This window comes from Streptomyces sp. NPDC051909 (genome assembly GCF_040681095.1).
Lineage (GTDB): Bacteria > Actinomycetota > Actinomycetes > Streptomycetales > Streptomycetaceae > Streptomyces.
Genome location: NZ_JBFAYA010000011.1, coordinates 138,409 through 160,500 on the forward strand (window position 1 = coordinate 138,409; position 22,092 = coordinate 160,500).

20 protein-coding genes are annotated in these 22,092 nt (G+C 72.7%); 7 read left to right on the forward strand and 13 right to left on the reverse strand.

What is annotated here, in order from left to right; genetic code table 11:
- The first annotated feature begins 22 nt into the window (after positions 1 to 22).
- Positions 23 to 1,015, forward strand: a complete 993-nt coding sequence (locus tag AB0M18_RS19480) for a DUF3048 domain-containing protein (protein WP_365759525.1) — start codon at positions 23 to 25, stop codon at positions 1,013 to 1,015.
- A 3-nt stretch (positions 1,016 to 1,018) separates the two neighbouring features.
- Here AB0M18_RS19480 and AB0M18_RS19485 read toward each other — a convergent pair whose 3' ends face one another.
- From AB0M18_RS19485 to AB0M18_RS19505, 5 genes are all read right to left on the reverse strand, one after another.
- Positions 1,019 to 1,228 carry a hypothetical protein gene (locus AB0M18_RS19485; RefSeq protein WP_365759750.1) on the reverse strand — a complete coding sequence of 70 codons (210 nt, stop codon included), beginning with the start codon at positions 1,226 to 1,228 and terminating at the stop codon, positions 1,019 to 1,021.
- Between the two features lie 138 nt (positions 1,229 to 1,366).
- Positions 1,367 to 2,317, reverse strand: a complete 951-nt coding sequence (locus AB0M18_RS19490; RefSeq protein ID WP_365759527.1) for a cytochrome c oxidase assembly protein — start codon at positions 2,315 to 2,317, stop codon at positions 1,367 to 1,369.
- A 126-nt stretch (positions 2,318 to 2,443) separates the two neighbouring features.
- A complete protein-coding gene (locus AB0M18_RS19495) occupies positions 2,444 to 3,472 on the reverse strand; it encodes a 6-phosphofructokinase (RefSeq protein ID WP_265866770.1) in 1,029 nt (342 codons plus the stop codon).
- A 177-nt stretch (positions 3,473 to 3,649) separates the two neighbouring features.
- Positions 3,650 to 4,378, reverse strand: a complete 729-nt coding sequence (locus tag AB0M18_RS19500; protein ID WP_365759529.1) for a glutamine amidotransferase — start codon at positions 4,376 to 4,378, stop codon at positions 3,650 to 3,652.
- A gap of 37 nt (positions 4,379 to 4,415) precedes the next feature.
- Positions 4,416 to 5,663 (reverse strand): MurT ligase domain-containing protein, encoded by a 1,248-nt coding sequence (locus AB0M18_RS19505; RefSeq protein ID WP_265866768.1) that lies wholly within the window; start codon positions 5,661 to 5,663, stop codon positions 4,416 to 4,418.
- Positions 5,664 to 5,777: 114 nt separating this feature from the next.
- Here AB0M18_RS19505 and def point away from each other — a divergent pair, with 114 nt between their 5' ends.
- Positions 5,778 to 6,341: a peptide deformylase gene (gene def / locus AB0M18_RS19510; RefSeq protein ID WP_365759532.1), complete on the forward strand. Its 564-nt coding sequence runs from the start codon at positions 5,778 to 5,780 to the stop codon at positions 6,339 to 6,341.
- Between the two features lie 60 nt (positions 6,342 to 6,401).
- Here the strand turns inward: def and AB0M18_RS19515 are convergent, their stop codons facing one another.
- Positions 6,402 to 7,052 carry a TetR family transcriptional regulator gene (locus tag AB0M18_RS19515; protein ID WP_365759534.1) on the reverse strand — a complete coding sequence of 217 codons (651 nt, stop codon included), beginning with the start codon at positions 7,050 to 7,052 and terminating at the stop codon, positions 6,402 to 6,404.
- 184 nt (positions 7,053 to 7,236) lie between these two features.
- On the opposite strand from AB0M18_RS19515, the gene AB0M18_RS19520 reads away from it, so the two are divergent.
- Positions 7,237 to 8,469: an acyl-CoA dehydrogenase family protein gene (locus AB0M18_RS19520; RefSeq protein ID WP_365759536.1), complete on the forward strand. Its 1,233-nt coding sequence runs from the start codon at positions 7,237 to 7,239 to the stop codon at positions 8,467 to 8,469.
- 65 nt (positions 8,470 to 8,534) lie between these two features.
- Here AB0M18_RS19520 and AB0M18_RS19525 read toward each other — a convergent pair whose 3' ends face one another.
- Positions 8,535 to 9,017 carry a VOC family protein gene (locus tag AB0M18_RS19525; RefSeq protein ID WP_365759538.1) on the reverse strand — a complete coding sequence of 161 codons (483 nt, stop codon included), beginning with the start codon at positions 9,015 to 9,017 and terminating at the stop codon, positions 8,535 to 8,537.
- A gap of 101 nt (positions 9,018 to 9,118) precedes the next feature.
- On the opposite strand from AB0M18_RS19525, the gene AB0M18_RS19530 reads away from it, so the two are divergent.
- On the forward strand, positions 9,119 to 10,507 hold the full coding sequence (locus AB0M18_RS19530; RefSeq protein WP_365759540.1) for a cytochrome P450: 1,389 nt from the start codon (positions 9,119 to 9,121) through the stop codon (positions 10,505 to 10,507).
- Between the two features lie 26 nt (positions 10,508 to 10,533).
- Here AB0M18_RS19530 and AB0M18_RS19535 read toward each other — a convergent pair whose 3' ends face one another.
- Both AB0M18_RS19535 and AB0M18_RS19540 read right to left on the reverse strand, forming a co-directional pair.
- A complete protein-coding gene (locus AB0M18_RS19535) occupies positions 10,534 to 11,301 on the reverse strand; it encodes a putative protein N(5)-glutamine methyltransferase (protein WP_365759542.1) in 768 nt (255 codons plus the stop codon).
- Positions 11,294 to 11,776: a glutathione peroxidase gene (locus tag AB0M18_RS19540; protein ID WP_365759544.1), complete on the reverse strand. Its 483-nt coding sequence runs from the start codon at positions 11,774 to 11,776 to the stop codon at positions 11,294 to 11,296. Before AB0M18_RS19540 ends, AB0M18_RS19535 begins: the two co-directional genes overlap by 8 nt.
- 38 nt (positions 11,777 to 11,814) lie before the next feature.
- Here AB0M18_RS19540 and AB0M18_RS19545 point away from each other — a divergent pair, with 38 nt between their 5' ends.
- Positions 11,815 to 12,024, forward strand: a complete 210-nt coding sequence (locus AB0M18_RS19545; protein WP_365759546.1) for a DUF6011 domain-containing protein — start codon at positions 11,815 to 11,817, stop codon at positions 12,022 to 12,024.
- A 7-nt stretch (positions 12,025 to 12,031) separates the two neighbouring features.
- Here AB0M18_RS19545 and AB0M18_RS19550 read toward each other — a convergent pair whose 3' ends face one another.
- Both AB0M18_RS19550 and AB0M18_RS19555 read right to left on the reverse strand, forming a co-directional pair.
- A complete protein-coding gene (locus tag AB0M18_RS19550; RefSeq protein WP_365759548.1) occupies positions 12,032 to 12,898 on the reverse strand; it encodes an acyl-CoA thioesterase II in 867 nt (288 codons plus the stop codon).
- Positions 12,899 to 12,930: 32 nt separating this feature from the next.
- Entirely contained in the window at positions 12,931 to 15,504 is a 2,574-nt protein-coding gene (locus AB0M18_RS19555; RefSeq protein ID WP_365759550.1) for a DUF3516 domain-containing protein, read from the reverse strand.
- Between the two features lie 116 nt (positions 15,505 to 15,620).
- Here AB0M18_RS19555 and AB0M18_RS19560 point away from each other — a divergent pair, with 116 nt between their 5' ends.
- The gene (locus AB0M18_RS19560) at positions 15,621 to 16,412 is read left to right on the forward strand and encodes a metal-dependent hydrolase (RefSeq protein WP_365759552.1); all 792 of its coding nucleotides are present in this window, start codon (positions 15,621 to 15,623) and stop codon (positions 16,410 to 16,412) included.
- Positions 16,413 to 16,535: 123 nt separating this feature from the next.
- Here AB0M18_RS19560 and AB0M18_RS19565 read toward each other — a convergent pair whose 3' ends face one another.
- Together AB0M18_RS19565 and AB0M18_RS19570 are read right to left on the reverse strand one after the other, a co-directional pair.
- Positions 16,536 to 18,317, reverse strand: coding sequence for an ABC transporter ATP-binding protein (locus AB0M18_RS19565; RefSeq protein ID WP_365759554.1), 1,782 nt, complete (start codon positions 18,315 to 18,317; stop codon positions 16,536 to 16,538).
- On the reverse strand, positions 18,314 to 20,152 hold the full coding sequence (locus AB0M18_RS19570; protein WP_365759556.1) for an ABC transporter ATP-binding protein: 1,839 nt from the start codon (positions 20,150 to 20,152) through the stop codon (positions 18,314 to 18,316). The genes AB0M18_RS19565 and AB0M18_RS19570 overlap by 4 nt, the downstream gene beginning before the upstream one ends.
- A gap of 166 nt (positions 20,153 to 20,318) precedes the next feature.
- On the opposite strand from AB0M18_RS19570, the gene AB0M18_RS19575 reads away from it, so the two are divergent.
- On the forward strand, positions 20,319 to 21,920 hold the full coding sequence (locus AB0M18_RS19575; RefSeq protein WP_365759558.1) for a peptide-N4-asparagine amidase: 1,602 nt from the start codon (positions 20,319 to 20,321) through the stop codon (positions 21,918 to 21,920).
- Positions 21,921 to 22,092 lie beyond the last annotated feature (172 nt).

A 22,092-nucleotide genomic window follows, 5' to 3' on the forward strand; every position in this document is an offset into this window, starting at 1 on the left:
ACTGGTGGGGAGGAACTTGACCATGACAGGCGCGCGCGGGCACAGAGGTCCCGGCGCCGCCGCCACCGCCGTACTGTGCGCCGTGACGGCCGCCGGACTGTACGGCTGCTCCGGCTCGGGCCCGTCGGAGACACCGCCGGCACCGACCCGCACACCCGCGCCCGCCACCCCGCCCGTCGGCATCTCGCCGCTCACCGGGCTGCCCGCCCGGTCCGGCCCCGTGCTCGCCGTGAAGATCGACAACGTGCCCGCCGCCCGCCCGCACACCGGCCTCGCCGCGGCCGACCTCGTCTACGTCGAGCAGGTGGAGTCCGGCCAGACCCGGCTGATGGCCGTCTACTCCTCCCGGCCGCCGGAACTCGTCGGCCCGGTCCGCAGCGCCCGTGAGTCCGACCTCGCCCTGCTGCGCCAGTTCGGCAGCCCCGTCCTCGCCTACTCGGGCGCGCAGAGCGCGCTCACCCCGCTGCTCAAGGCCGCGCCGCTGCACCTGGTCTCCGAGGGCACCACCCCCGGCGCCTTCCGGCGCGACCCGGCCCGCAGCGCTCCGCACAACCTGTACGTGCGGCCCGCCCGCGCCCTCGCCACCGCGCCGGACGCCACCCACGCCAAGGACATCGGCTTCCGCTTCGGCCCGGCCCCGGGAGACGGAACCCCGGTCAACAGCCGCACCGTGCGCTTCCCCGCCGCTCGCTACACGTTCACCTGGGCGCCCGAGGCGAAGGCCTGGCACGTCGCCATGGACGGGCGCGCGGACGGTCCGCTCGCACCGGCCACCGTCGTGGTGCAGCACGTCACCGTGCGGGCCTCGCGCTTCCACGACTTCCTGGGCGCCGTCTCCCCGTACACCGTCACCACCGGTTCCGGTACGGCGGAGGTGCTGCGCGACGGGCGGGCGTATCCGGCCCGCTGGAGCCGTCCGGACGAGGACCGGGGCACGACCTTCACCACCCCGGAGGGGGCGCCGCTGAACTTCGCGCCGGGCCAGGTGTGGGTGCTGCTGACGGGGACGGGCTGAGCCTCAGGAGTGCGGTTTGGGGCGACGGGGTCGTACGGGCCGGGCGTGCGGCTCGCCGGCGTCCGCGGCGGCCATCCCGATGGTGGCCACGCCGAGCACCACCCAGCCGAACCAGAGCCAGCCGCTGCTGCCGAGCGCCACCGTGTAGGTGGTGATCAGCACCAGGGCGGCGAAGGTGATCACACCCATCGTCTTCGTGGGACCGGACATCATCGCTCCGCCCTCCTCCACCTCCCGCCCATCGTGACCCCGGAGGAGGGGCGCGCGCCATACCTCGGACGCGCTGTCGTACGCCCGTCGCGCTCTGTGCGCGGGAACGGTGCGGGAATGTGGCGGGAGCGTGCGCGGGAACTACCGTCCGCGTGTCTGGAGCGAGGCCAGGTACGCGTTGTACGCCTCCAGCTCCTTGTCGCCGTCCCGGTCCGCGGCCCGGTCCTTGCGGGCCGCCTGCCGCTGCTCGGAGTGGTACCACTGGTAGGTCAGCGCGATCAGCACGAGCACGGACGGGATCTCGCTGAACGCCCAGGCGATGCCGCCGGCCGCCTGCTGGTCGGCGAGGGCGTCGATGCCGAGCGAGGCCGGCGGGTTCGTGTACACCTCGACCAGCGGCTCGCCGGCCATCATCATGGCGATGCCGAAGAAGGCGTGGAACGGCATGCCGGCGAACAGCTCCAGCATCCGCATCACATAGCCCGGCCGGTGCGGACCCGGGTCGACTCCCATGATCGGCCAGAAGAACACCAGGCCCACCGCGAGGAAGTGGATCATCATCGCGACATGACCGGTCTTGGAGCCCATCAGGAAGTCGAAGAGCGGCGAGAAGTACAGCGCGTACAGGCTCGCGATGAACATCGAGATGGTGAACGCCGGGTGCGTGATGATCCGCATGTACCGGCTGTGCAGCAGCTTGAGCAGCAGCTCGCGCGGGCCCAGGGACCCCCGGCCGGCCACCGGCAGCGCCCGCAGCGCCAGCGTCACCGGCGCGCCGAGCAGCAGCAGGATCGGCGACAGCATGGAGATCACCATGTGCTGCACCATGTGCACGCTGAACATGACCATGCCGTAGTCGTTCAGCCTGGTGCACATCACCAGTGCGATGGTCAGCACGCCCACCGTGAAGAACACCGTCCGGCCGACCGGCCAGGCGTCCCCGCGCCTCCGCAGCCGCGCCACGCCCCAGCCGTAGAGGCCGAGCCCGACGACACAGCCGATCAGGAAGAACAGGTCGGGGGAGAACTCCAGGCCCCGCCCCAGCGTGAACGGCGGCAGATCCATGGGCATGCCGTGCCCGCTGTGATCCATTTATCTACTCCTGGCGCCCGATTCGCGCTGTTGTCGCGCTTGATGTCCGGACCAGACTAGAACCGCCCCCGGCCGCGATCGCGACCGGGGGCGGTTCGTGGCGAGGAAGCCCCCGCGCGGTCTCCGTCAGAGCACGTTCTCCGCCTCGGCGTAGCGGTCGGCCGGGACCGTCTTCAGGGTCTCCACGGCCTGCGCGAGCGGCACCAGCTCGATGTCCGTGCCGCGCAGCGCCGTCAGCTTGCCGAAGTCGCCGCGGTGCGCCGCCTCGACCGCGTGCCAGCCGAAGCGGGTGGCGAGGACCCGGTCGTACGCGGTGGGGGTGCCGCCGCGCTGGACGTGGCCGAGGATCACCGGGCGGGCCTCCTTGCCGAGCCGCCGCTCCAGCTCCACGGAGAGCTGGTTGGCCACGCCGGTGAAGCGCTCGTGGCCGTAGATGTCGGTGCCGGCGGTCTTGAAGTCCATCGAGCCGTCCTCGCGCGGCTTGGCGCCCTCGGCGACCACGACGATCGCGAAGCGCTTGCCGTCCTCGAAGCGGGCGCCGACCCGGGCGGTCAGCTCGTCGATGTCGAAGGGACGCTCGGGCACCACGATGGCGTGCGCGCCGGCCGCCATGCCGGACTGCAGGGCGATCCAGCCGGTGTGCCGGCCCATCACCTCGACGACCAGACAGCGCTGGTGGGACTCGGCGGTGGTCTTTAGCCGGTCCAGGGCCTCGGTGGCGACGGTCACGGCGGTGTCGAAGCCGAAGGTGACGTCGGTGGAGGCGATGTCGTTGTCGATGGTCTTCGGGACGCCCACGATCGGCAGCCCGGCCTCGGAGAGCAGGTTCGCCGCCTTGAGGGTGCCCTCGCCGCCGATCGGGATGATCGCGTCGATGCCGAGGTCGGCGACATGACCCTTGGCCCGCTCCACGCCGTCGACGAGGTGGGCCGGCTGGACCCGGGAGGAGCCGAGGATGGTGCCGCCGCGGGCGAGGATGCCGCCCACCGCGTCGAGGTCGAGCTTGCGGTAGTCCGCCTCCAGGAGGCCCTTCCATCCGTCGTGGAAGCCGATGACCTCGTCACCGTGGTCGACGACGGCGCGGTGCACGACGGACCGGATGACGGCGTTCAGACCGGGGCAGTCTCCGCCGGAGGTGAGCACACCAATGCGCATAGCCCAAAAACCTTTGCAACGTGGGCCGACTCCCGGACCACGTCGTCCGGCTGGATCCCCGCCACCCTATCGGTGGAAAGTGGCGGGGCCGAACCGGATGTCCGCAGATTGGACACCGTCTTTACTTACGAATCCAATGTGCGCTAGCCCGCTCAGACGTGCGGGCCTGGTGGAGCGTCAGGCGGGCTGCGAGGCCGCCGTGATGCGCTCGGCGCGCAGCGCCTCGTACCACCGGTCGTCGGTCGGCGGCAGCGCGTTGACGTCGAGCGCCAGCTTCAGCATCAGGTCCGCGATCTGCGGGTTCCGCGCCATGACCGGGCCGTGCATGTACGTGCCGAAGACCGTGTCGTTGTACGCGCCCTCGGTGCCGTCGCCGGTGCCGTTGCCGTTGCCGAACACGGTCCGGGCGAACGGGCGGGCGGTCGGGCCGAGGTGGGTGACGCCCTGGTGGTTCTCGAACCCGGTGAGCTGGGGCAGGCCGAGCCGCGGGTCGATGTCGGCGAGCACGTCGCCGACGCAGCGGGCGCCCTCGCCGCGGACCGTGGTCACGTCGAGCAGGCCGAGGCCCGGCTCGCGCTCGCCCAGGTCGTTGATGAATTCGTGGCCCAGGATCTGGTAGCCGGCGCACACCGAGAAGATGATCGCGCCGTTGGCCGCCGCGCGGTTCAGACCGCCGTCGCGGCGCAGCCGCTCGGCCGCCAGCCGCTGCGGGCGGTCCTCGCCGCCGCCGACCAGGTAGATGTCGCCGGAGGTCGGGATGGGCTGGTCGCTGCGCACGTCGAGGCGCTCGACGCTGAGGCCGCGCTGACGGGCGCGGCGTTCGACGACGAGGACGTTGCCCTGGTCGCCGTAGGTGCTGAGGAGGTCCGGGTAGACCCAGACCACCCGCAGGCTGCTGTCACTCATGCTGCAAGTCCTTCTGCGAGTCGTGTCGGGGCCGGGGTCAGTTGCCGACGCGGCGGCGGACGTCCTGGAAGGCGGTGTAGTTGGCGATCAGCTCGATCTGCCCGGGCGGGGCCACCGTGACGGCCTCGTCGAGGGTCTCGCAGACCCGGAAGTCCACGCCCGCGACCTCCAGACGCACGGCCAGGTCCAGCTTGCGGTCGCCGATCACCATGATCGGGTGGCCGGCCAGGCGCCCGTAGTCCACGTCCCACAGCCAGGAGGTGTCCGTGCCGTCGGCGCCGCGGGCGTTGACGGAGAGGATCACCGGGGCGGGCGGCTGGTCGATCAGGGAAAACGTTTCGAGCCAGCCCGCCGGGTTCTTGGCCAGGAGGAGCCGCAGCTCACGGCCCTGGAAGGTGACCACGTCATAGCGGCCGGCGACGGCCTGCACCTGGTACATGCGCTCGAGGGCGACCTGCGGCGGCACCCCGAACACCGCGGCGACCGCGGCGGAGGTGGCGGCGTTGGCCTTGTTGGCGCGGCCGGGCAGCTGGAGCCGGATCGGCCAGGCGGAGCCGTGCGGGTCGAGCACGTGGTCGCCGTTGAGGGCCCAGCTCGGCGCGGGGCGGCGGAAGCCGCACTCGCCGCAGAACCAGTCGTCACCGGGCCGCTGCAGCACACCGCCGCAGGCGGGGCAGGACCAGGCGTCGTCCTTCCACTCCTGCCCGACGGCCACCCACACCACGTTGGGGGAGGAGGACGCGGCCCAGACGATCAGCGGGTCGTCGGCGTTGGCGATGATCACGGCCTTGCTGCCGTTGAGGCCCTCGCGCCACTTCTCGGCGAGCATCCGGGTCTCGGCGGCGCGGTCCAGCTGGTCGCGCGAGAGGTTGAGCAGCGCGATCGCCTTGGGCGAGGTGTCCCGGGCCACACCGGCCAGGTACTTCTCGTCGACCTCGATCACGGCGTACTTGGACTCCGAGCCGCCGGCCAGGGCGGAGGTGATACCGGCGGGCATGTTGGCGCCGAGCGCGTTCGACACCACCGGACCCGCGGCCCGCAGGGCCTCGGCGATCAGGCGGGTCGTGGTGGTCTTGCCGTTGGTCGCCGAGACGAGCACGACATCGAGGTGCTGCGCGAGCTGTCCCAGCAGATCGGGGTCGAGCTTCAGCGCCACCCGGCCGCCGATCACCGATCCGCTGCCGCGGCCGGCCGCACGCGACACCGCGGCGGCGGCCTTGCCCGCGGTCACGGCGAGCTTGGCGCGCGCCGACAGCGGCTCTGGATTAGCGGCGTTCCCTGACATCGTCCTTGTTCCTCCTTGCGTCGGTCCGGGCTCAGCCTATCGAGATCCGGCCAGCAGCCCGAACCGCGGCACCGCCGACCAGCCACATCGACCCCTGAACGTACCCTTGCGCCCATGCGAAACCGCCCGATCCCCGGCAGTTCCGGCCGCGTCCGGGGGATGACCCTCCTCGGCGCCCCCGTGCTGCACGCCCCCTGCGAGCCCGTGACCGACTTCGGCCCGGAACTCGCCCGGCTCGTCGAGGACATGTTCGCGACGATGTACGCGGCGAACGGCGTCGGCCTCGCCGCCAACCAGGTGGGCGAGGGGCTGCGGGTCTTCGTCTACGACTGCCCGGACGACGAGGACGTCCGGCACCTGGGCCATGTCGTGAACCCGCGCCTGGTCGAGGCCGACGGCGACGTGTTCCGCGGCCCCGAGGGCTGTCTGTCCCTCCCGGGCCTGGAGGCCCCGACCCCGCGCTACGACCACGCGGTCGTCGAGGGCGTCCGTGTCGACGGCACCCCGGTCCGCGTCGAGGGCACCGGCTTCTTCGCCCGCTGCCTCCAGCACGAATGCGACCACCTGGCGGGCGGCGTCTACGCGGACCTGGTGACGGGCTGGTCGCGGCGGAGACTGCTGCGGAAGATCCGCAAGGAGCCGTGGGGACAGGGAGGCGTGGAGGTGCTGGAGGGCTGATTTCTTTGAGGCCTCGGCTCTGGTCGTGGGCACCCCGGTCAGGCCGGCGGGCAGAGCCTCTCAGAAACCGGGCCCGTCGGCGCGGTCCTGGGCTTGGGCCAGGCGGCCCCAGAGGATGTCCGCGAGGCTGCGGACGAGTTCGGCGCGGGAGCAGGGGCGCTCGCCGAGCCACCAGTCGCCGGCCGCGTGCATCATGCCGACGATGCCGTGGCCCCAGATGCGTGCCTGGGCCTCGCCGCCCGGGCCGAGGTCGATGCGCTCGGCGATGACCTGGCCGAGCTCCTCGCCCATCCGGCGAAGGAGCGGCGCGGAGTGCCGGCCGACGTCGAAGCCCTGCTCGGCCTGGTGCGGTTCCTCGGCCGGGTGCATCAGGAAGCGGTAGACCTGCGGCATGGCCTCGATGGAGGCCAGATACGTGTCCAGGGTCGACTCGACCCGCTGCCGCCGGTCCGCCGGCGCGTCGAGCGCGGCCCGCAGGGCCGAGAGCAGCGCGTCGGTGTGGCGGGTGGCGAGGGCCCGGTAGAGGCCGCCCTTGTCGCCGAAGTGGCGGTAGAGGATCGGCTTGGTGATCCCCGCCTCGGCGGCGATCGCGTTCATCGAGGCCTGCGGGCCGTCGCGGAGCACCACGCGGTCCGCCGCCTCCAGCAGTTCCCGCCGCCGTTGGTCGGCCGGCTTCTGCTGTTCGGTGGTGCTCCGGTGTGTGGTGGTCATCAGCGTGTCTCCCCGCCCGTACGAAATTCCTGAGGCTGTCGCAACGTAACACCCGGACGGCACCCGGTGCCGTCCGGCCGCTGCCCGAGAGGGCCGGACAGGAACGCTCCGTTGCTGGTTGACACGCTGTACCCGTCGGTAACAAGATAGTGTTACCGCAAGTAACACACCGCCGGGAGGGATCATGGCCGAGTTCACGCTCGAACTCAACGACGACCAGAAGCAGGTGCGCGACTGGCTCCACGGCTTCGCCGCCGACGTGATGCGCCCCGCGGCCGCCGAGTGGGACGAGCGCGAGGAGACCCCCTGGCCGATCATCCAGGAAGCCGCCAAGCTCGGAATCTACTCCCTCGACTTCTATGCGCAGCAGTTCTTCGACCCGACCGGCCTCGGCATCCCGATGACCATGGAGGAGCTCTTCTGGGGCGACGCCGGCATCGCCCTGTCGATCGTCGGCACCGGCCTCGCCGCCGTCGGCGTCCTCGCCAACGGCACCGAGGAGCAGATCGGCACCTGGGTCCCGCAGATGTACGGAGACGCCGACGACGTCAAGGTCGCCGCCTTCTGCTCTTCCGAGCCCGACGCCGGCTCGGACGTCGCCTCCATGCGCACCCGCGCCGTCTACGACGAGGCCAAGGACGAGTGGGTGCTCAACGGCACCAAGACCTGGGCGACCAACGGCGGCATCGCCAACGTCCACGTCGTCGTCGCCGTCGTCGACCCCGGGCTCGGCTCCAGGGGCCACGCCTCCTTCATCGTGCCGCCGAACACCCCCGGCCTCTCCCAGGGCCAGAAGTTCCAGAAGCACGGCATCCGTGCCTCGCACACCGCCGAGGTCGTCCTGGAGAACGTCCGCGTCCCCGGCCACTGCCTGCTCGGCGGCAAGGAGAAGCTCGACGAGCGCCTCGCCCGGGCCCGCGAGAAGGCCCAGCAGGCCGGCAACGGCGAGCGCGTCAAGAACGCGGCCATGGCCACCTTCGAGGCCTCCCGCCCCGCCGTCGGCGCCATGGCCGTCGGCACCGCCCGCGCCGCGTACGAGGTCGCCCTCGACTACGCCAAGACCCGTGAGCAGTTCGGCCGCCCGATCATCGACAACCAGGGCGTCGCCTTCCAGCTCGCCGACATGCGCACCCAGATCGACGCGGCCCGCCTCCTCGTCTGGCGCGCCTCCTGGATGGCCACCGCCGGCAAGCCGTTCACCTCCGCCGAGGGCTCGATGTCCAAGCTCTACGCGAGCGAGGTCGCCAAGAAGGTCACCGCCCAGGCCATCCAGATCCTCGGCGGCAACGGCTACACCCGCGAGTACCCGGTCGAGCGGATGCACCGCGACGCCGCGATCTACACCATCTTCGAGGGCACGAGCGAGATCCAGCGCCTGGTCATCGCCCGCACCCTCTCCGGCATGCCGATCCGCTGACCCGCGGCACCCGGCGCACCGGCCCCCGGGGAGTCCAGGCCCCGGGCCGCCCGGGCCCGGAGGGCTCATACGACGCAGAACTCGTTGCCCTCCGGGTCCCGGAGCACCACCGCGTAGTAGTCCATCCCGTCCGGCTCGTCCATCGTGCGCAGCACCGAGGCGCCGAGAGCGGTCAGCCGCGCCACCTCCCCGTCCACCCGGGCCCGGCGGACGGGGAGCGGCACCGCCCGGCCCCCGCCCACCTTCAGGTCGAGGTGCAGCCGGTTCTTCACCGTCTTCGGCTCGGGGACCTGCTGGAACCAGACCCGCGGGCCGACGCCCTTCGGGTCCACGATCGACTCCGGCAACTCGCCCGCGCCGTCCCCGAGTTCCTCCTCGGGCACGCCGATCGCCCGCCAGTACGCCGTCCACGTCGCATGCCCCTCCGGCGGCGGCTCCGGCACGTACCGCAGCGCAGCGGCCCAGAAGGGGACCAGTCGGCGCGGGTCCGCGCAGTCGATGGTGAGCTGCAGGACCGGCTCCGGTCCTTCTGCCTCGTTCGCGTTCATGCGGGAAGCCTCGCAGACACCACTGACAACCGGGCGGACAGCGCCGCCCGCCTGGGGCAGAATCGACGCGCCACCGAAGCTCACAAGGGGGAGACGGCACGATGGCGATCCACTCCAGTACCACCACCGGCACCACGTCCGCGATTCCCGAACTCACCGGACTTCCGCTGCTCGGCTCGCTGCTCGACCTCAAGAACGACTCGCTCGGCACCTTCCTCAAGGCCCGCCGCGACCACGGGGACGTCGTCCGGATCACCGCCGGACCACCCGGCATGCGGGCCACCGTGCACTGCGTCTTCTCCGCCGAGGGCGCCCAGCAGGTGCTGGCCGGCGAGGCCGCCAACTTCCGCAAGGACAACGCCTTCTACCAGGAGATCCGGGAGTCCTTCGGCAACGGCCTGCTGACCAGCCAGGACGCGGACTACCTGCGCCAACGCAGGCTCGTCCAGCCGCTGTTCACCCGCCGCAGCGTCGACACCTACGCCTCCGCCGTGGCCGACGAGGTCACCCGGCTCACCGACGGCTGGCGCGCCCGTGGCGCCGAGACCGTCGACGTCGTCCACGAGATGACCGGACTCGCGCTGCGCGCCGTCGCCCGCATCCTCTTCGGCACCGACGTCGACGAGGCCGTCGGCATCGTCGAGCGCTGCTTCCCGGTGCTCGGCGCGTACGTGTCCCGGCGCGGCTACTCGCCCCGCAAGCCGCCCCGCTCCTGGCCGACGCCGTCGAACCGGCGGGCCGCCGTCGCCCACGAGGAGCTGTACGCCGTCTGCGACCGGATCATCGCCGAGCGGCGCGCGGCCGGCACGGCGGGCGAGGGCCGCGACCTGCTCACCCTCCTCGTCGCCGCCGGCGAGGAGGACGGCAGCGGCTTCGACCCGGCCGAACTGCGCGAGCAGGTCCTGGTGTTCCTGCTCGCCGGCCACGAGACCACCGCGACCTCGCTCGGCTTCGCGCTCCACCTGCTCGCCCGCCACCCCGAGCACCAGGCGCGCGCCCACGAGGAACTCGACCGGGTCCTCGCCGGCCGTACCCCGGGCGCGGCCGACGTGGACGCCCTGCCGTATCTCACCCAGGTCCTGAAGGAGGCCATGCGGCTCTTCCCGGCGGCCCCGGCCATCGGCCGCCGGGCGGTGGCGGCCACCGAGATCGGCGGCCACACCATCCCCGCCGGGGCCGACGTGATCGTCTCCTCGTGGGTCACCCACCGGCACCCGCGCTACTGGGACGACCCGGAGCGCTTCGACCCCGACCGCTTCACCCCCGAGGCCGAGGCCGCCCGCCCGCGCTACGCGTACTTCCCCTTCGGCGGCGGCCCCCGCGCCTGCATCGGCCAGCACTTCTCCATGCTGGAGTCGGTGATCGCGCTCGCGATGATCCTCCAGGGCCACGAGCTGGAGGCGATCGACACCCATGTGCCGCTCGACTCCGCGATCACCCTCCAGGCCCTGGGCCCGGCCCGCTGCCGCCTGAAGCGCCGTGACTCCTGATCCGCGCCGTCACGGGATCCGCGCCGTTACGGGCGGGTCGCCACCAGGACCGTCGCGTACAGCTCCTCGTCCGTGACGACCCGGGCCGTCAGGCCGTGCGCGGCGACCGCGGCGAGCGCCCGGTCCGCCTGGCGCTCGCTCGTCTCGCACAGCAGGTGCCCGCCGGGGGCCAGCCACTGCGCGGCGCCGGCCGCGACCCGGCGCAGCACGTCCAGGCCGTCCGTGCCGCCGTCGAGGGCGACCAGCGGCTCGTGCTCGCGGGCCTCGGCCGGGAGGAGGGCGATGTCCTCGGTCGGCACGTAGGGGACGTTCGCGACCAGGACCTCCACGCGGCCGCGCAGCGCGGCCGGCAGCGGGTCGAAGAGGTCGCCCTCGTACACCCGGCCACCGCGCGGTTCCACATTGCGGCGGGCGCAGCGCACCGCCGCCGGCTCGATGTCGGAGGCGTGCACCTCGGCGTCCTCGACGGACGCCAGCAGCACCGCCCCCGCCGCGCCGGAGCCGCAGCACAGGTCGACGCAGACGGCGCCGGGCCGGGCGAGCCGCACCGCCTGGGCCACCAGGAACTCCGTACGCCGCCGCGGCACGAACACCCCGCCGTCGACCTCGATCCGCAGCCCCCCGAACTCGGCCCAGCCCACCACGTGCTCCAGCGGCAGGCCGGCCGCCCGCCGCTCGACCATCGCGTCGAGCGCGTCCGGACCGGCCGCCGCCGCGCGCAGCAGCTCCGCCTCCTCCTCGGCGAAGACGCAGCCCGCGGCCCGCAGCCGCTCCACCACCCCCGGGTCAGGCAAGCTGGGCCTCGATGGCGCTGACGATCTCCGCGGCCTCCGGCTCGGTGCGCGGACGGAAGCGGGTGACCGCGCCGTCCCGCCCGATCAGGAACTTCTCGAAGTTCCACTGCACGTCACCGGCCTCGCCGTCGGCGTCCGCGGCCTTGGTCAGCTCCGCGTACAGCGGGTGCCGGCCGTCCCCGTTGACCTCGGTCTTCGCCAGCAGCGGGAAGCTCACCCCGTACGTCGCCGAGCAGAACGTCCCGATCTCCTCGGCGCTGCCCGGCTCCTGGCCCGCGAACTGGTTGCACGGCACGCCGAGCACGGTGAAGCCGCGCTCCCCGTACTCCTTCTGCAGCCGCTCCAGGCCCGCGTACTGCGGGGTCAGACCGCACTGGGAGGCCACGTTGACCACCAGGACGGCCTTGTCGCGGAAGTCGGCGAGCGAGACCGGGTCACCGGTCAGGGTCGTCAGCGGGATGTCGTACAGGCTCATGGGAGCTCCTTGTCACACCGATGGGGTTTGATCTCAGCATGGGAGACGAACCACTGGCAATCGACATCGATTCCGCCCCCGCCGAAATCCGCCCCGTGCGCTGCCGCCTCTGCGGCCGCCCCCTGACCGGCCCTGAGTCCCGCCGTACGGGCCTGGGCCCGGCCTGCGACGCCAAGCTGCACCCGGCGGGCCCGGACATCCGCACCCGCCGCCACGAGGTGGAGCAGGACACCCTGCCGGGGACCTGAGCAGCCCCTACAGCTTCCGGAACAGCCCCTCCTGCACCACCGACACCAGCAGCCGCCCCTCGCGGTCGTAGATCCGCCCCCGCGCCAGTCCGCGCCCACCCGTGGCGATCGGGGACTCCTGGTCGTAGAGGAACCACTCGTCGGCGCGGAAGGGGCGGTGGAACCACATCGCGTGGTCCAGGGACGCCATGTCGAAGCCGCGCGGGCCCCACAGCGGCTCGACAGGGATCCGGACCGCATCGAGCAGGGTCATGTCCGAGGCGTAGGTGAGCGCGCAGGTGTGCACCAGCGGGTCGTCGCCCAGCGGGCCCACCGCGCGCATCCAGACCGCGCTGCGCGGGTCCGCGCCGGTGACCTCGTCCTTCGTCCAGCGCAGGCGGTCCACATAGCGGATGTCGAAGGGCTGGCGGCGGGCCATCCGCTCCAGGGCCTCCGGCAGGGAGCCGAGGTGGTCGCGGATCTCGTCCGGGAGCCTCGGCAGGCTCTCCGGGTCGGTCAGGTGGCGCGGCGGGAGCTGGTGCTCGAAGGCGCCCTCCTCCGGGAGGTGGAAGGAGGCCGTCAGATTGAAGATCGTCCGGCCCTCCTGCACCGCCGTGACCCGCCGGGTGGTGAAGGACCGCCCGTCGCGCACCCGCTCCACCTGGTAGACGATCGGCACGCCCGGGCGGCCCGGCCGCAGGAAGTAGGCGTGCAGCGAGTGCACCGGGCGCTCGTCGTCCTCCACGGTGCGCCCGGCCGCCACCAGGGCCTGGCCGGCGACCTGCCCGCCGAAGACCCGCTGGAGCGACTCCTGCGGGCTGCGGCCGCGGAAGATGTTCACCTCGATCCGCTCCAGGTCGAGCAGATCCACGAGCCTCTCGGCGGGGTTGGTCACCTTGGTCCTCCTCTGGAAACGGCTACGGGCGTCTACAGCTGGCCGACCGAGGTCACCCGCACGACCGCCCGGCCCTCCTCGTCCGAGGCGGCCAGGTCCACCTCCGCGCTGATGCCCCAGTCATGGTCACCGTTCGGGTCGGCGAAGGTCTGCCGGACGCGCCAGACGCCGTGCGCCGGGTCCTCCTCGATGGCGAGCAGCTTGGGGCCGCGCGCGTCCGGGCCGGTGCCCAGGTCGTCGTACTCGTCCCAGTACGCGTCCATCGCCTCGCCCCACGCGTCCGCGTCCCAGCCGGCCTCGCCGTCCAGCTCGCCCAGCTCGTCCACGTTGTCGAGCGCCGCCAGCTCCACCCGCCGGAACATCGCGTTGCGCACCAGGACCCGGAAGGCGCGCGCGTTCGCGGTGACCGGCTTGACCTGGTCGGCCTTCTCCTGCGCCTCCTCCGCGGACTCCAGCTCCGGGTTGGCCAGCTGCTCCCACTCGTCGAGCAGCGAGGAGTCCACCTGGCGCACCATCTCGCCCAGCCAGGCGATCAGGTCCGACAAGTCCTCCGTCTTCAGGTCGTCCGGGATCGTGTGGTCGAGCGCCTTGAACGCGCTCGCGAGATAGCGCAGGACGATGCCCTCGGTGCGCGCGAGCTCGTAGAAGGAGGTGAACTCCGTGAAGGACAGCGCCCGTTCGTACATGTCGCGGATGACCGACTTCGGCGACACCGGGTGGTCGCCGACCCACGGGTGCGACTTGCGGTAGACGTTGTACGCGTGCCAGAGCAGCTCTTCGAGCGGCTTCGGATACGTGACCTCCTGGAGCCGCTCCATCCGCTCCTCGTACTCGACCCCGTCGGCCTTCATCGCGCCGACCGCCTCGCCGCGCGCCTTGTTCTGCTGGGCGTGCAGGATCTGCCGCGGGTCGTCGAGGGTCGACTCGACCACCGACACCATGTCGAGGGCGTACGAGGGGGATTCCGGGTCGAGCAGGTCGAACGCGGCGAGCGCGAAGGTCGACAGCGGCTGGTTGAGCGCGAAGTCCTGCTGGAGGTCGACGGTCAGCCGGATCGTGCGGCCCTCGGCGTCCGGGGTGTCGAGCTGCTCCACGACGCCGCCGTCAAGGAGCGAGCGGTAGATCGCGATGGCCCGGCGGATGTGCCGGAGCTGGTTCCGGCGCGGCTCGTGGTTGTCCTCCAGGAGCTTGCGCATCGCCTCGAAGGCGTTGCCGGGACGCGCGATCACCGAGAGCAGCATGGTGTGGGTGACCCGGAAGCGGGAGGTCAGCGGCTCCGGCTCGGCGGCGATCAGCTTCTCGAAGCTGCTCTCGGTCCAGCCGACGAAGCCCTCCGGGGCCTTCTTGCGGACCACCTTGCGGCGCTTCTTCGGGTCGTCGCCGGCCTTGGCGAGCGCCTTCTCGTTCTCGATGACGTGCTCGGGCGCCTGCGCCACCACGAAACCGGCGGTGTCGAAGCCGGCCCGGCCGGCCCGGCCCGCGATCTGGTGGAACTCACGGGCCCGCAGCGTGCGCACCCGGTTGCCGTCGTACTTGGTCAGGGCGGTGAACAGCACCGTGCGGATCGGCACGTTGACGCCGACGCCCAGGGTGTCCGTACCGCAGATGACCTTCAGGAGGCCAGCCTGCGCCAGCTTCTCCACCAGGCGCCGGTACTTCGGCAGCATGCCCGCGTGGTGCACGCCGATGCCGTGCCGCACGTAACGGGAGAGGTTCTTGCCGAACTTCGTGGTGAAGCGGAAGTTGCCGATCATCTCGGCGATGGCGTCCTTCTCCTCGCGCGAGCACATGTTGATGCTCATCAGCGACTGGGCGCGCTCCACCGCCTGCGCCTGCGTGAAGTGGACGATGTAGACCGGCGCCTGCCTGGTCTGCAGGAGCTCGGTGAGGGTGTCCGTGATGGGCGTGAGCCGGTACTCGTACGAGAGCGGGACCGGCCGGGTCGCCGAGCGGACCACCGAGGTGGGACGGCCGGTGCGCCGGGTCAGGTCCTTCTCGAACATCGACACGTCGCCGAGCGTCGCCGACATCAGGACGAACTGCGCCTGCGGAAGCTCCAGGATCGGGATCTGCCACGCCCAGCCGCGGTCCTGCTCCGCGTAGAAGTGGAACTCGTCCATGACGACCTGGCCGATGTCGGCGTCCTTGCCGTCGCGTAGCGCGATCGAGGCGAGCACCTCGGCGGTGCAGCAGATGACCGGCGCGTCCGCGTTCACCGACGCGTCGCCGGTCAGCATGCCGACGTTCTCGGTGCCGAAGATCTTGCACAGCTCGAAGAACTTCTCCGACACCAGCGCCTTGATCGGCGCGGTGTAGAAGGTGACCTGGTCATTGGCCAGCGCCGTGAAGTGCGCACCCGCCGCGACCAGCGACTTTCCGGAGCCGGTGGGGGTGGAGAGGATCACGTTGGCCCCGGAGACCACCTCGATCAGCGCCTCCTCCTGGGCCGGGTAGAGGTTGATGCCCCGGCCCTCCGCCCATGAGGAGAAGGCCTCGAAGAGGGCGTCGGGGTCGGCGGTCGGCGGCAGCTGATCGATAAGGGTCACGACCCCATCTTGCCTGGATTCCCCTCGGATGAGGGAACCGGCCATCGGATCGAAGATCACGGAGGATAGGCTGACGCGTCGGCCGGCCGTGCGGCCGGACTGCCGACCGGGCGTCAACTGGGCGCCGGGGCACCAGAAACGGCGAATCACGGCGAGAGACGGGGCGGGAAACGACCATGATGGGACCGGCGCACTCGCTGTCCGGAGCGGCGGCCTGGCTGGGGGTCGGAGCGGCCGCGGCGGCCTTCGACCACCCGATGCCGTGGCCGGTTCTCGTCGTCGGCGCGCTCATCTGCGCGGGCGCGGCCCTCGCGCCCGACCTCGACCACAAGGCGGCCACCATCTCGCGGGCCTTCGGGCCGGTCTCCCGGTGGCTGTGCGAGATCGTCGACAAGCTGTCGTACGCCGTCTACAAGTCCACCCGCTCCACCGCCGACCCTCGGCGCTCGGGCGGGCACCGCACCCTCACCCACACCTGGGTGTGGGCCGTTCTGATCGGCGGCGGCTGCTCGGTCGCGGCCGTCACCGGCGGCCGCTGGGCGGTCCTCGCGATCCTCTTCGTGCATCTGGTCCTCGCCGTCGAAGGCCTGCTGTGGCGGGCCGCGCGGATGTCCAGCGACGTCCTGGTGTGGCTGCTCGGCGCCACCAGCGCCTGGATCCTCGCCGGGGTCCTGGACCAGCCCGGCAACGGCTCGGACTGGCTGTTCACCCAGCCCGGCCAGGAGTACCTGTGGCTGGGCCTGCCGATCGTGCTGGGCGCCCTCGTCCACGACATCGGCGACGCCCTGACCGTCTCCGGCTGCCCGATCCTGTGGCCGATCCCCGTCGGCCGCAAGCGCTGGTACCCGATCGGCCCGCCGAAGGCGATCCGCTTCCGCGCCGGCAGCTGGGTCGAGCTGAAGGTCCTCATGCCGGTCTTCATGCTGCTCGGCGGGGTCGGGGGAGCCTCGGCACTCGGCTTCTTCTAGGGCGTGTGTCGAAAGTAGCGTCGTCCGCCCGCCGGCAGACGGGACTTTCGACACACGCCCTAGCCGCACGGGAACGGGGCCGCACCGGACGATCCGGTGCGGCCCCGTTCCCGTACCGGCACCTCAGCCGTGCCAGGAACGCCACAGCGCCGCGTACGCGCCCTCCGCCGCCACCAGCTCCTCGTGGCTGCCCAGCTCGCTGATCCGCCCGTCCTCCACCACGGCGATCAGATCCGCGTCGTGCGCCGTGTGCAGCCGGTGCGCGATGGCCACGACCGTGCGCCCGTCGAGCACCCGGGCGAGCGAGCGCTCCAGATGCCGGGCCGCGCGCGGGTCGAGGAGCGAGGTCGCCTCGTCCAGGACCAGGGTGTGCGGGTCGGCCAGGACGAGCCGGGCCAGCGCCACCTGCTGGGCCTGGGCCGGGGTGAGCGCCTGGCCGCCCGAGCCGACCTCGGTGTCCAGGCCCGACTCGAAGGCCCGCGCCCAGTCCTCGGCGTCGACCGCCGCAAGGGCCGCCCACAGCTCGGCGTCCCCGGCGCCCGCCCGGGCGAGCAGCAGGTTGTCCCGGAGCGAGCCCACGAAGACATGGTGCTCCTGGTTGACCAGGGCCACGTGCTCGCGGACCCGCTCGGCCGGCATCCGGGCCAGCTCGGCCGCGCCGAGGGTGACCGTGCCCGCGCGCGGTGCGTACACGCCCGCGAGCAGCCGGCCCAGCGTCGACTTCCCGGCACCGGACGGGCCGACCAGGGCGAGCCGGGTGCCCGGGGCGACGTCCATCGACACCCGGTGCAGCACGTCCACGCCCTCCCGGTAGCCGAAGCGCACCTCGTCCGCCCGCACCGCACGCCCCTCGGGCCGTACGGACTCCTCGCCCGCCGCCGGCTCGATCTCCCGCACGCCCACCAGGCGCGCCAGCGACACCTGGGCGACCTGGAGCTCGTCGTACCAGCGCAGCACGATCCCGATCGGGTCGACCAGCATCTGCGCGAGCAGCGCGCCCGTGGTCAGCTGCCCCACGTCCATCCGGCCCCAGAAGACGAGGAGCCCGCCGATCGACAGCACCCCGGTCAGCACCACGGTGTGGGTGAGCGTGACGACCGGGAACAGCACCGAGCGCAGATACAGGGTGTACCGCTCCCACCGGGTCCACTCGTACACCCGGCGGTCCGACAGCTCGACCCGGCGCCGGCCGAGCCGGTGCGCCTCGACCGTGCGGCCCGCGTCCACGGTCTCCGCGAGGGCGGCGGCCACGGCCGCGTAACCGGCGGCCTCGGAGCGGTACGCGGCGGGCGCCCGCCGGAAGTACCAGCGGCAGCCGGTGATCAGCAGCGGTGCGGCGATCAGCAGCGCGAGGGCGAGCGGCGGTGCCGTGACCGCGATGCCGCCGACGAGCAGGCCCGCCCACACCACGCCGATGACGAGCTGCGGCACCGCCTCGCGCATCGCGTTGGCGAGCCGGTCGATGTCGGTGGTGATCCGGGACAGCAGATCGCCGGTGCCCGCCCGCTCCAGGACGCCCGGCGGCAGGGCCACCGAACGCACCAGGAAGTCCTCGCGCAGGTCGGCGAGCATCTCCTCGCCGAGCATCGCGCCGCGCAGCCGGACCAGGCGCGTGAAGAGCGCCTGGACAAGGAGAGCGACCGCGAACAGGGCGGCGGTGCGCTCCAGATGGAGCTCCCAGGCGCCGGCGGTGAGCCCGTCCACGACCGAGCCGAGCAGATACGGCCCCGCCATCGACGCGGTCACGGCGACCGCGTTGACCGCGACGAGCGCGGCGAACGCGCGCCGGTGACGGCGCAGCAGCTCCCGTACGTAGCCGCGGACGGTGACCGCGCCGGCGACCGGCAGGGTGGTGGCCGACCGGGGCGCGGCCGGGTCGTAGGCGGGCGGTGCCACGCGGATCACGCGCTCTCTCCTTCCAGTTCGCCGAGGGGGACGAGGCCGTCGTCGAGGGTGTCGTCGAGGCCGTCCGCGGGCGCGTCGTCGGGGGCGGGTTCGGTGTCGGTCTCGCGGGTCACGACCGCCCGGTAGCGGGGTTCGCCGGCGAGCAGCTCGCGGTGGGTGCCGACGGCGACGGCCGTGCCGTCGTCGACCAGGACCACCCGGTCCGCGAGGTCGAGCAGCAGCGGAGAGGAGGCGAGGACCACGGTGGTCCGGCCCGCCCGCAGCCGCTTGATCCCGTCCGCCACCCGTGCCTCGGTGTGCGCGTCGACCGCCGAGGTCGGGTCGTCCAGGACGAGCACCGCCGGGTCGGTGACCAGCGAACGGGCAAGCGCCAGGCGCTGCCGCTGCCCGCCGGAGAGCGACCGCCCGCGCTCGGTGATCCGGGTCCGCATCGGGTCGCCGCCGGTGTCCACGGAGGCCTGCGCGAGGGCGTCCAGGACGTCCGCGCAGCGGGCCGCGTCCAGCGCGTCGGCCGCCGACACCGCGCCGGAGGACGGCACGTCGAGCAGCTCGGCGAGGGTGCCCGAGAGCAGCACCGGGTCCTTGTCCTGCACCAGGACGGCACGGCGCGCGGTGTCCAGGGGCAGCGTGTCGAGCGCGACCCCGCCGAGCAGGACGGAGGTGTGCCTCTCGTCCGGCTCCGCCGGATGCCCGCCGAGCCGGTCCGCGAGCCGGCCGGCCGCGTCCGGGTCGCCGCACACCATCGCCGTGAACGCGCCCGCGGGCGCCCGTACCCCGGTGACGGGGTCGTACAGGTCCCCGTCCGGGACCTCGTCGGCCGTCCCGGCCCGCACGGAGGCCGTACGGGACAGGGCGAGCACCCGGGCGGCGCGCCTGGCCGAGGGGCGTGAGAAGGAGTACGCCATGGCGATCTCCTCGAAGGTGCGCAACGGGTGGTGGGTCAGGGCCACCGCGCCGTACACCGTGACCAGGGCGCCCACCGAGATCCGTCCGTCGAGCGCGAGCCCCGCGCCGTACACCACGACACCGACGAGCAGCAGGCCCGGCAGCAGCACCTGGAGGGCCGCGATCAGCGCCCACATCCGGGCACTGTGCACCGCGGCCCGGCGCACCTCCTGGGAGGCCGCCCGGTAGCGGCCGAGGAACAGCTCCTCGCCGCCGATGCCGCGCAGCACCCGGAGCCCGGCGACCGTGTCGGAGGCCAGTTCGGTGGCCCGCCCGGCCTTCTCGCGCTGCTCGTCGGCCCGCCGGGTGGCGCGGGGGAGCAGCGGCAGCGCGGCGAGGGCGAGCACGGGCACGGCGAGCGCGACCAGCGGGCCGAGTTCCGGCTGGTAGAGGACCAGGCCGACGCAGACGGCCACGAGGGCGACGGCGGCGGACGCGAAGCGCGAGGCCGCCTCGACGAACCAGCCGATCTTCTCCACGTCGCCCGTGGACACGGCCACGACCTCGCCCGCCGCGACCCGGCGGGTCAGGACCGAGCCGAGCTCCGCGGTCTTGCGGGCGAGCAGCTGCTGGACCCGGGCGGCGGCGGTGATCCAGTTGGTCACGGCCACCCGGTGGACCATCGTGTCGCCGACCGCGATGGAGAGGCCGCAGGCGATCAGCAGGCCCACCCCGAGGGCGAACCCGGCGCCGTCGCGGTCCACCACCGCCTGCACGGACAGTCCGACGCCGAGCGGCAGCCCGGCGATGCCGAGTTGCAGCAGCAGGCCCCAGAACAGGCACTTCAGCTGCCCGCCCAGCTGTCTCCGGCCGAGCCAGAGGAGGAAGCGGAAGCCCGATCGGACATCCGGCACCCCCGGGTCGGCGTACGGAAGGTCTTTGATCTGCATGACGCCCCAACGGTCGCGACGGGGCCTTGGAACCCCGGACCCTGCAAGGCTTGCGCCGCGCGCCCCATCCCGGCAATTCATTTTCCCGCAACTCCGAACAGATCCCGCCAAGGCGGGCCCACGCCCTCTGGCGCGCCCCAGCCGACCCGCGCTTCACTGCCGACCCATGAGACAACGGAAGATCATGAGCATGATCAGCGGCCTCACCCTGGCCGCCGGACTGCTGCTCGCCGCCCCGGCGGCACACGCGGACGAGGCGCCCACCCCGCCGGCCGAGTTCACCACCGACTGGCACGACCCGGTCACCGCCGCCCCGCCGGTCGCCGTCCCCGGCACCCGCAGCTGCCAGGTCACGCTCGCCGAGGCACAGTTCCGCGACTTCACGCCGTACCAGGGGAGTTACGCGCCGCCCAAGGAGTGCGGCACCCGCTGGAACAAGGTCGTGCTGCGCCTGGAAGGGAAGGTGAAGGGACGTCAGTACGACCGCCTCGGCCACCTCGGCGTCGGCGGCGTGGAGATCTTCCGCACCTCCACCCCGGAACCCTCGCCCGACGGCATCGCCTGGACGGTCGAGAAGGACGTCACCCGCTACCGCGACCTCCTGAGCCGCCCCCAGCCCGTCGAGATGCTCATCGGCAACGTCGTCAACGAGACGTACACCGGCGTCATCGACGTCCGTGTCACCCTCACCTTCCACACCGCCCAGGGCCCGGTGAAGCCCGCCGCCGGCACCCCCGACCGGGTGCTGCCGCTCACCGACGGCACCCTCACCACCCCGCGCAACACCGAACGCGTCCTCGCCGAGGTGTACGCCACCGGCTCGGGCGGCGGCTGCGAGGAGTTCTGGTACCTCACCGTCCCCGACGCGGCGCCCTACTCGTGCAAGGCCGCCGACGGCCCGTACCGCGAGGTCCGGATCTCCGTCGACGGCAGGCTCGCGGGCATCGCCGCGCCCTTCCCGCACGTGTGGACCGGCGGCTGGTCCAACCCGTTCCTCTGGTACGTGACGCCCGCCCCGCGCGCCTTCGACGTGCAGCCGGTCGTCTACGACCTCACCCCCTTCGCGGCCGTCCTCAACGACGGGCGGGCCCACCGTGTCGAGGTCTCCGTCGCCGGCGTCCCCGCCGGGCAGAGCGGCTGGAGCGTGCCCGCCAACGTCCTGCTGTGGCAGGACGAGGGCAGCAAGGTCGTCACCGGCGCCCTCGACCGGCACGAGGCCGGAACCCCGCGCAACTCCGCGGTGTACAAGCCCGGTTCGCCGGACGTCCTGGAGGCGGGCGGCGGACACACGCTCACCGTCGCCGGGCACCTGAACACCTCGCACGGCCGGGTCGCCACCACAGTCACCCGCACCGTCGAGAACACCTCCGCGCACCGCTGGGGCGCCGACGAGAACCCGGACGCGCTCACCGCCTCCTGGACCGACGACGAGACGGTCACCGTCGGCCGGACCGCGACCCGCACCCACCGCGCGTACACGATGGACGGCGAGATCACCGTCGACGCCGACAACCGGCTGCGGACCGTCCTCACCATCGGCGACCGCGCCTCCGTCGACGTCGTCCGCGGCGGTGAGCGGCTGTCCTGGTCGCGGCTCGACGACACCTACACCGGCGACGCCTCCTTCACCCTCGGCGTCCCGCGCGAGCAGCGGCACGCGGTCGGCACCAGCGCCGAGCGCTACCGCAGCCACGGCTCCGCCGGCTGCTACGACCGGTCCCTGAAGACCGTCCAGGGCACGCTGGTCGAGGACCTGCGGCGCTGCTGAGCACCCCGGCGTCTAAGGCCGTGTCTTCCGGATCTTGCCGGGCTCGCGACGCCTGGCACGCACGCTCGCCGCGTTGTCGTCGGTCGCCGATGTCCCCCTCGGCCTTGCGGCCGGGGAGGTGCCCCCACCGCATGGACTCCCTCCTCCGCCTTGCGATCGCACGCACCAGCCG

Bases quoted from the DNA above. Each gene is read 5' to 3' on its own strand.
- AB0M18_RS19480 (WP_365759525.1), top strand. From the start codon at position 23: ATGACAGGCGCGCGCGGGCACAGAGGTCCCGGCGCCGCCGCCACCGCC.
- AB0M18_RS19485 (WP_365759750.1), bottom strand. From the start codon at position 1,228: ATGATGTCCGGTCCCACGAAGACGATGGGTGTGATCACCTTCGCCGCC.
- AB0M18_RS19490 (WP_365759527.1), bottom strand. From the start codon at position 2,317: ATGGATCACAGCGGGCACGGCATGCCCATGGATCTGCCGCCGTTCACG.
- AB0M18_RS19495 (WP_265866770.1), bottom strand. From the start codon at position 3,472: ATGCGCATTGGTGTGCTCACCTCCGGCGGAGACTGCCCCGGTCTGAAC.
- AB0M18_RS19500 (WP_365759529.1), bottom strand. From the start codon at position 4,378: ATGAGTGACAGCAGCCTGCGGGTGGTCTGGGTCTACCCGGACCTCCTC.
- AB0M18_RS19505 (WP_265866768.1), bottom strand. From the start codon at position 5,663: ATGTCAGGGAACGCCGCTAATCCAGAGCCGCTGTCGGCGCGCGCCAAG.
- def (WP_365759532.1), top strand. From the start codon at position 5,778: ATGCGAAACCGCCCGATCCCCGGCAGTTCCGGCCGCGTCCGGGGGATG.
- AB0M18_RS19515 (WP_365759534.1), bottom strand. From the start codon at position 7,052: ATGACCACCACACACCGGAGCACCACCGAACAGCAGAAGCCGGCCGAC.
- AB0M18_RS19520 (WP_365759536.1), top strand. From the start codon at position 7,237: ATGGCCGAGTTCACGCTCGAACTCAACGACGACCAGAAGCAGGTGCGC.
- AB0M18_RS19525 (WP_365759538.1), bottom strand. From the start codon at position 9,017: ATGAACGCGAACGAGGCAGAAGGACCGGAGCCGGTCCTGCAGCTCACC.
- AB0M18_RS19530 (WP_365759540.1), top strand. From the start codon at position 9,119: ATGGCGATCCACTCCAGTACCACCACCGGCACCACGTCCGCGATTCCC.
- AB0M18_RS19540 (WP_365759544.1), bottom strand. From the start codon at position 11,776: ATGAGCCTGTACGACATCCCGCTGACGACCCTGACCGGTGACCCGGTC.
- AB0M18_RS19545 (WP_365759546.1), top strand. From the start codon at position 11,815: ATGGGAGACGAACCACTGGCAATCGACATCGATTCCGCCCCCGCCGAA.
- AB0M18_RS19560 (WP_365759552.1), top strand. From the start codon at position 15,621: ATGATGGGACCGGCGCACTCGCTGTCCGGAGCGGCGGCCTGGCTGGGG.
- AB0M18_RS19570 (WP_365759556.1), bottom strand. From the start codon at position 20,152: ATGCAGATCAAAGACCTTCCGTACGCCGACCCGGGGGTGCCGGATGTC.
- AB0M18_RS19575 (WP_365759558.1), top strand. From the start codon at position 20,319: ATGAGACAACGGAAGATCATGAGCATGATCAGCGGCCTCACCCTGGCC.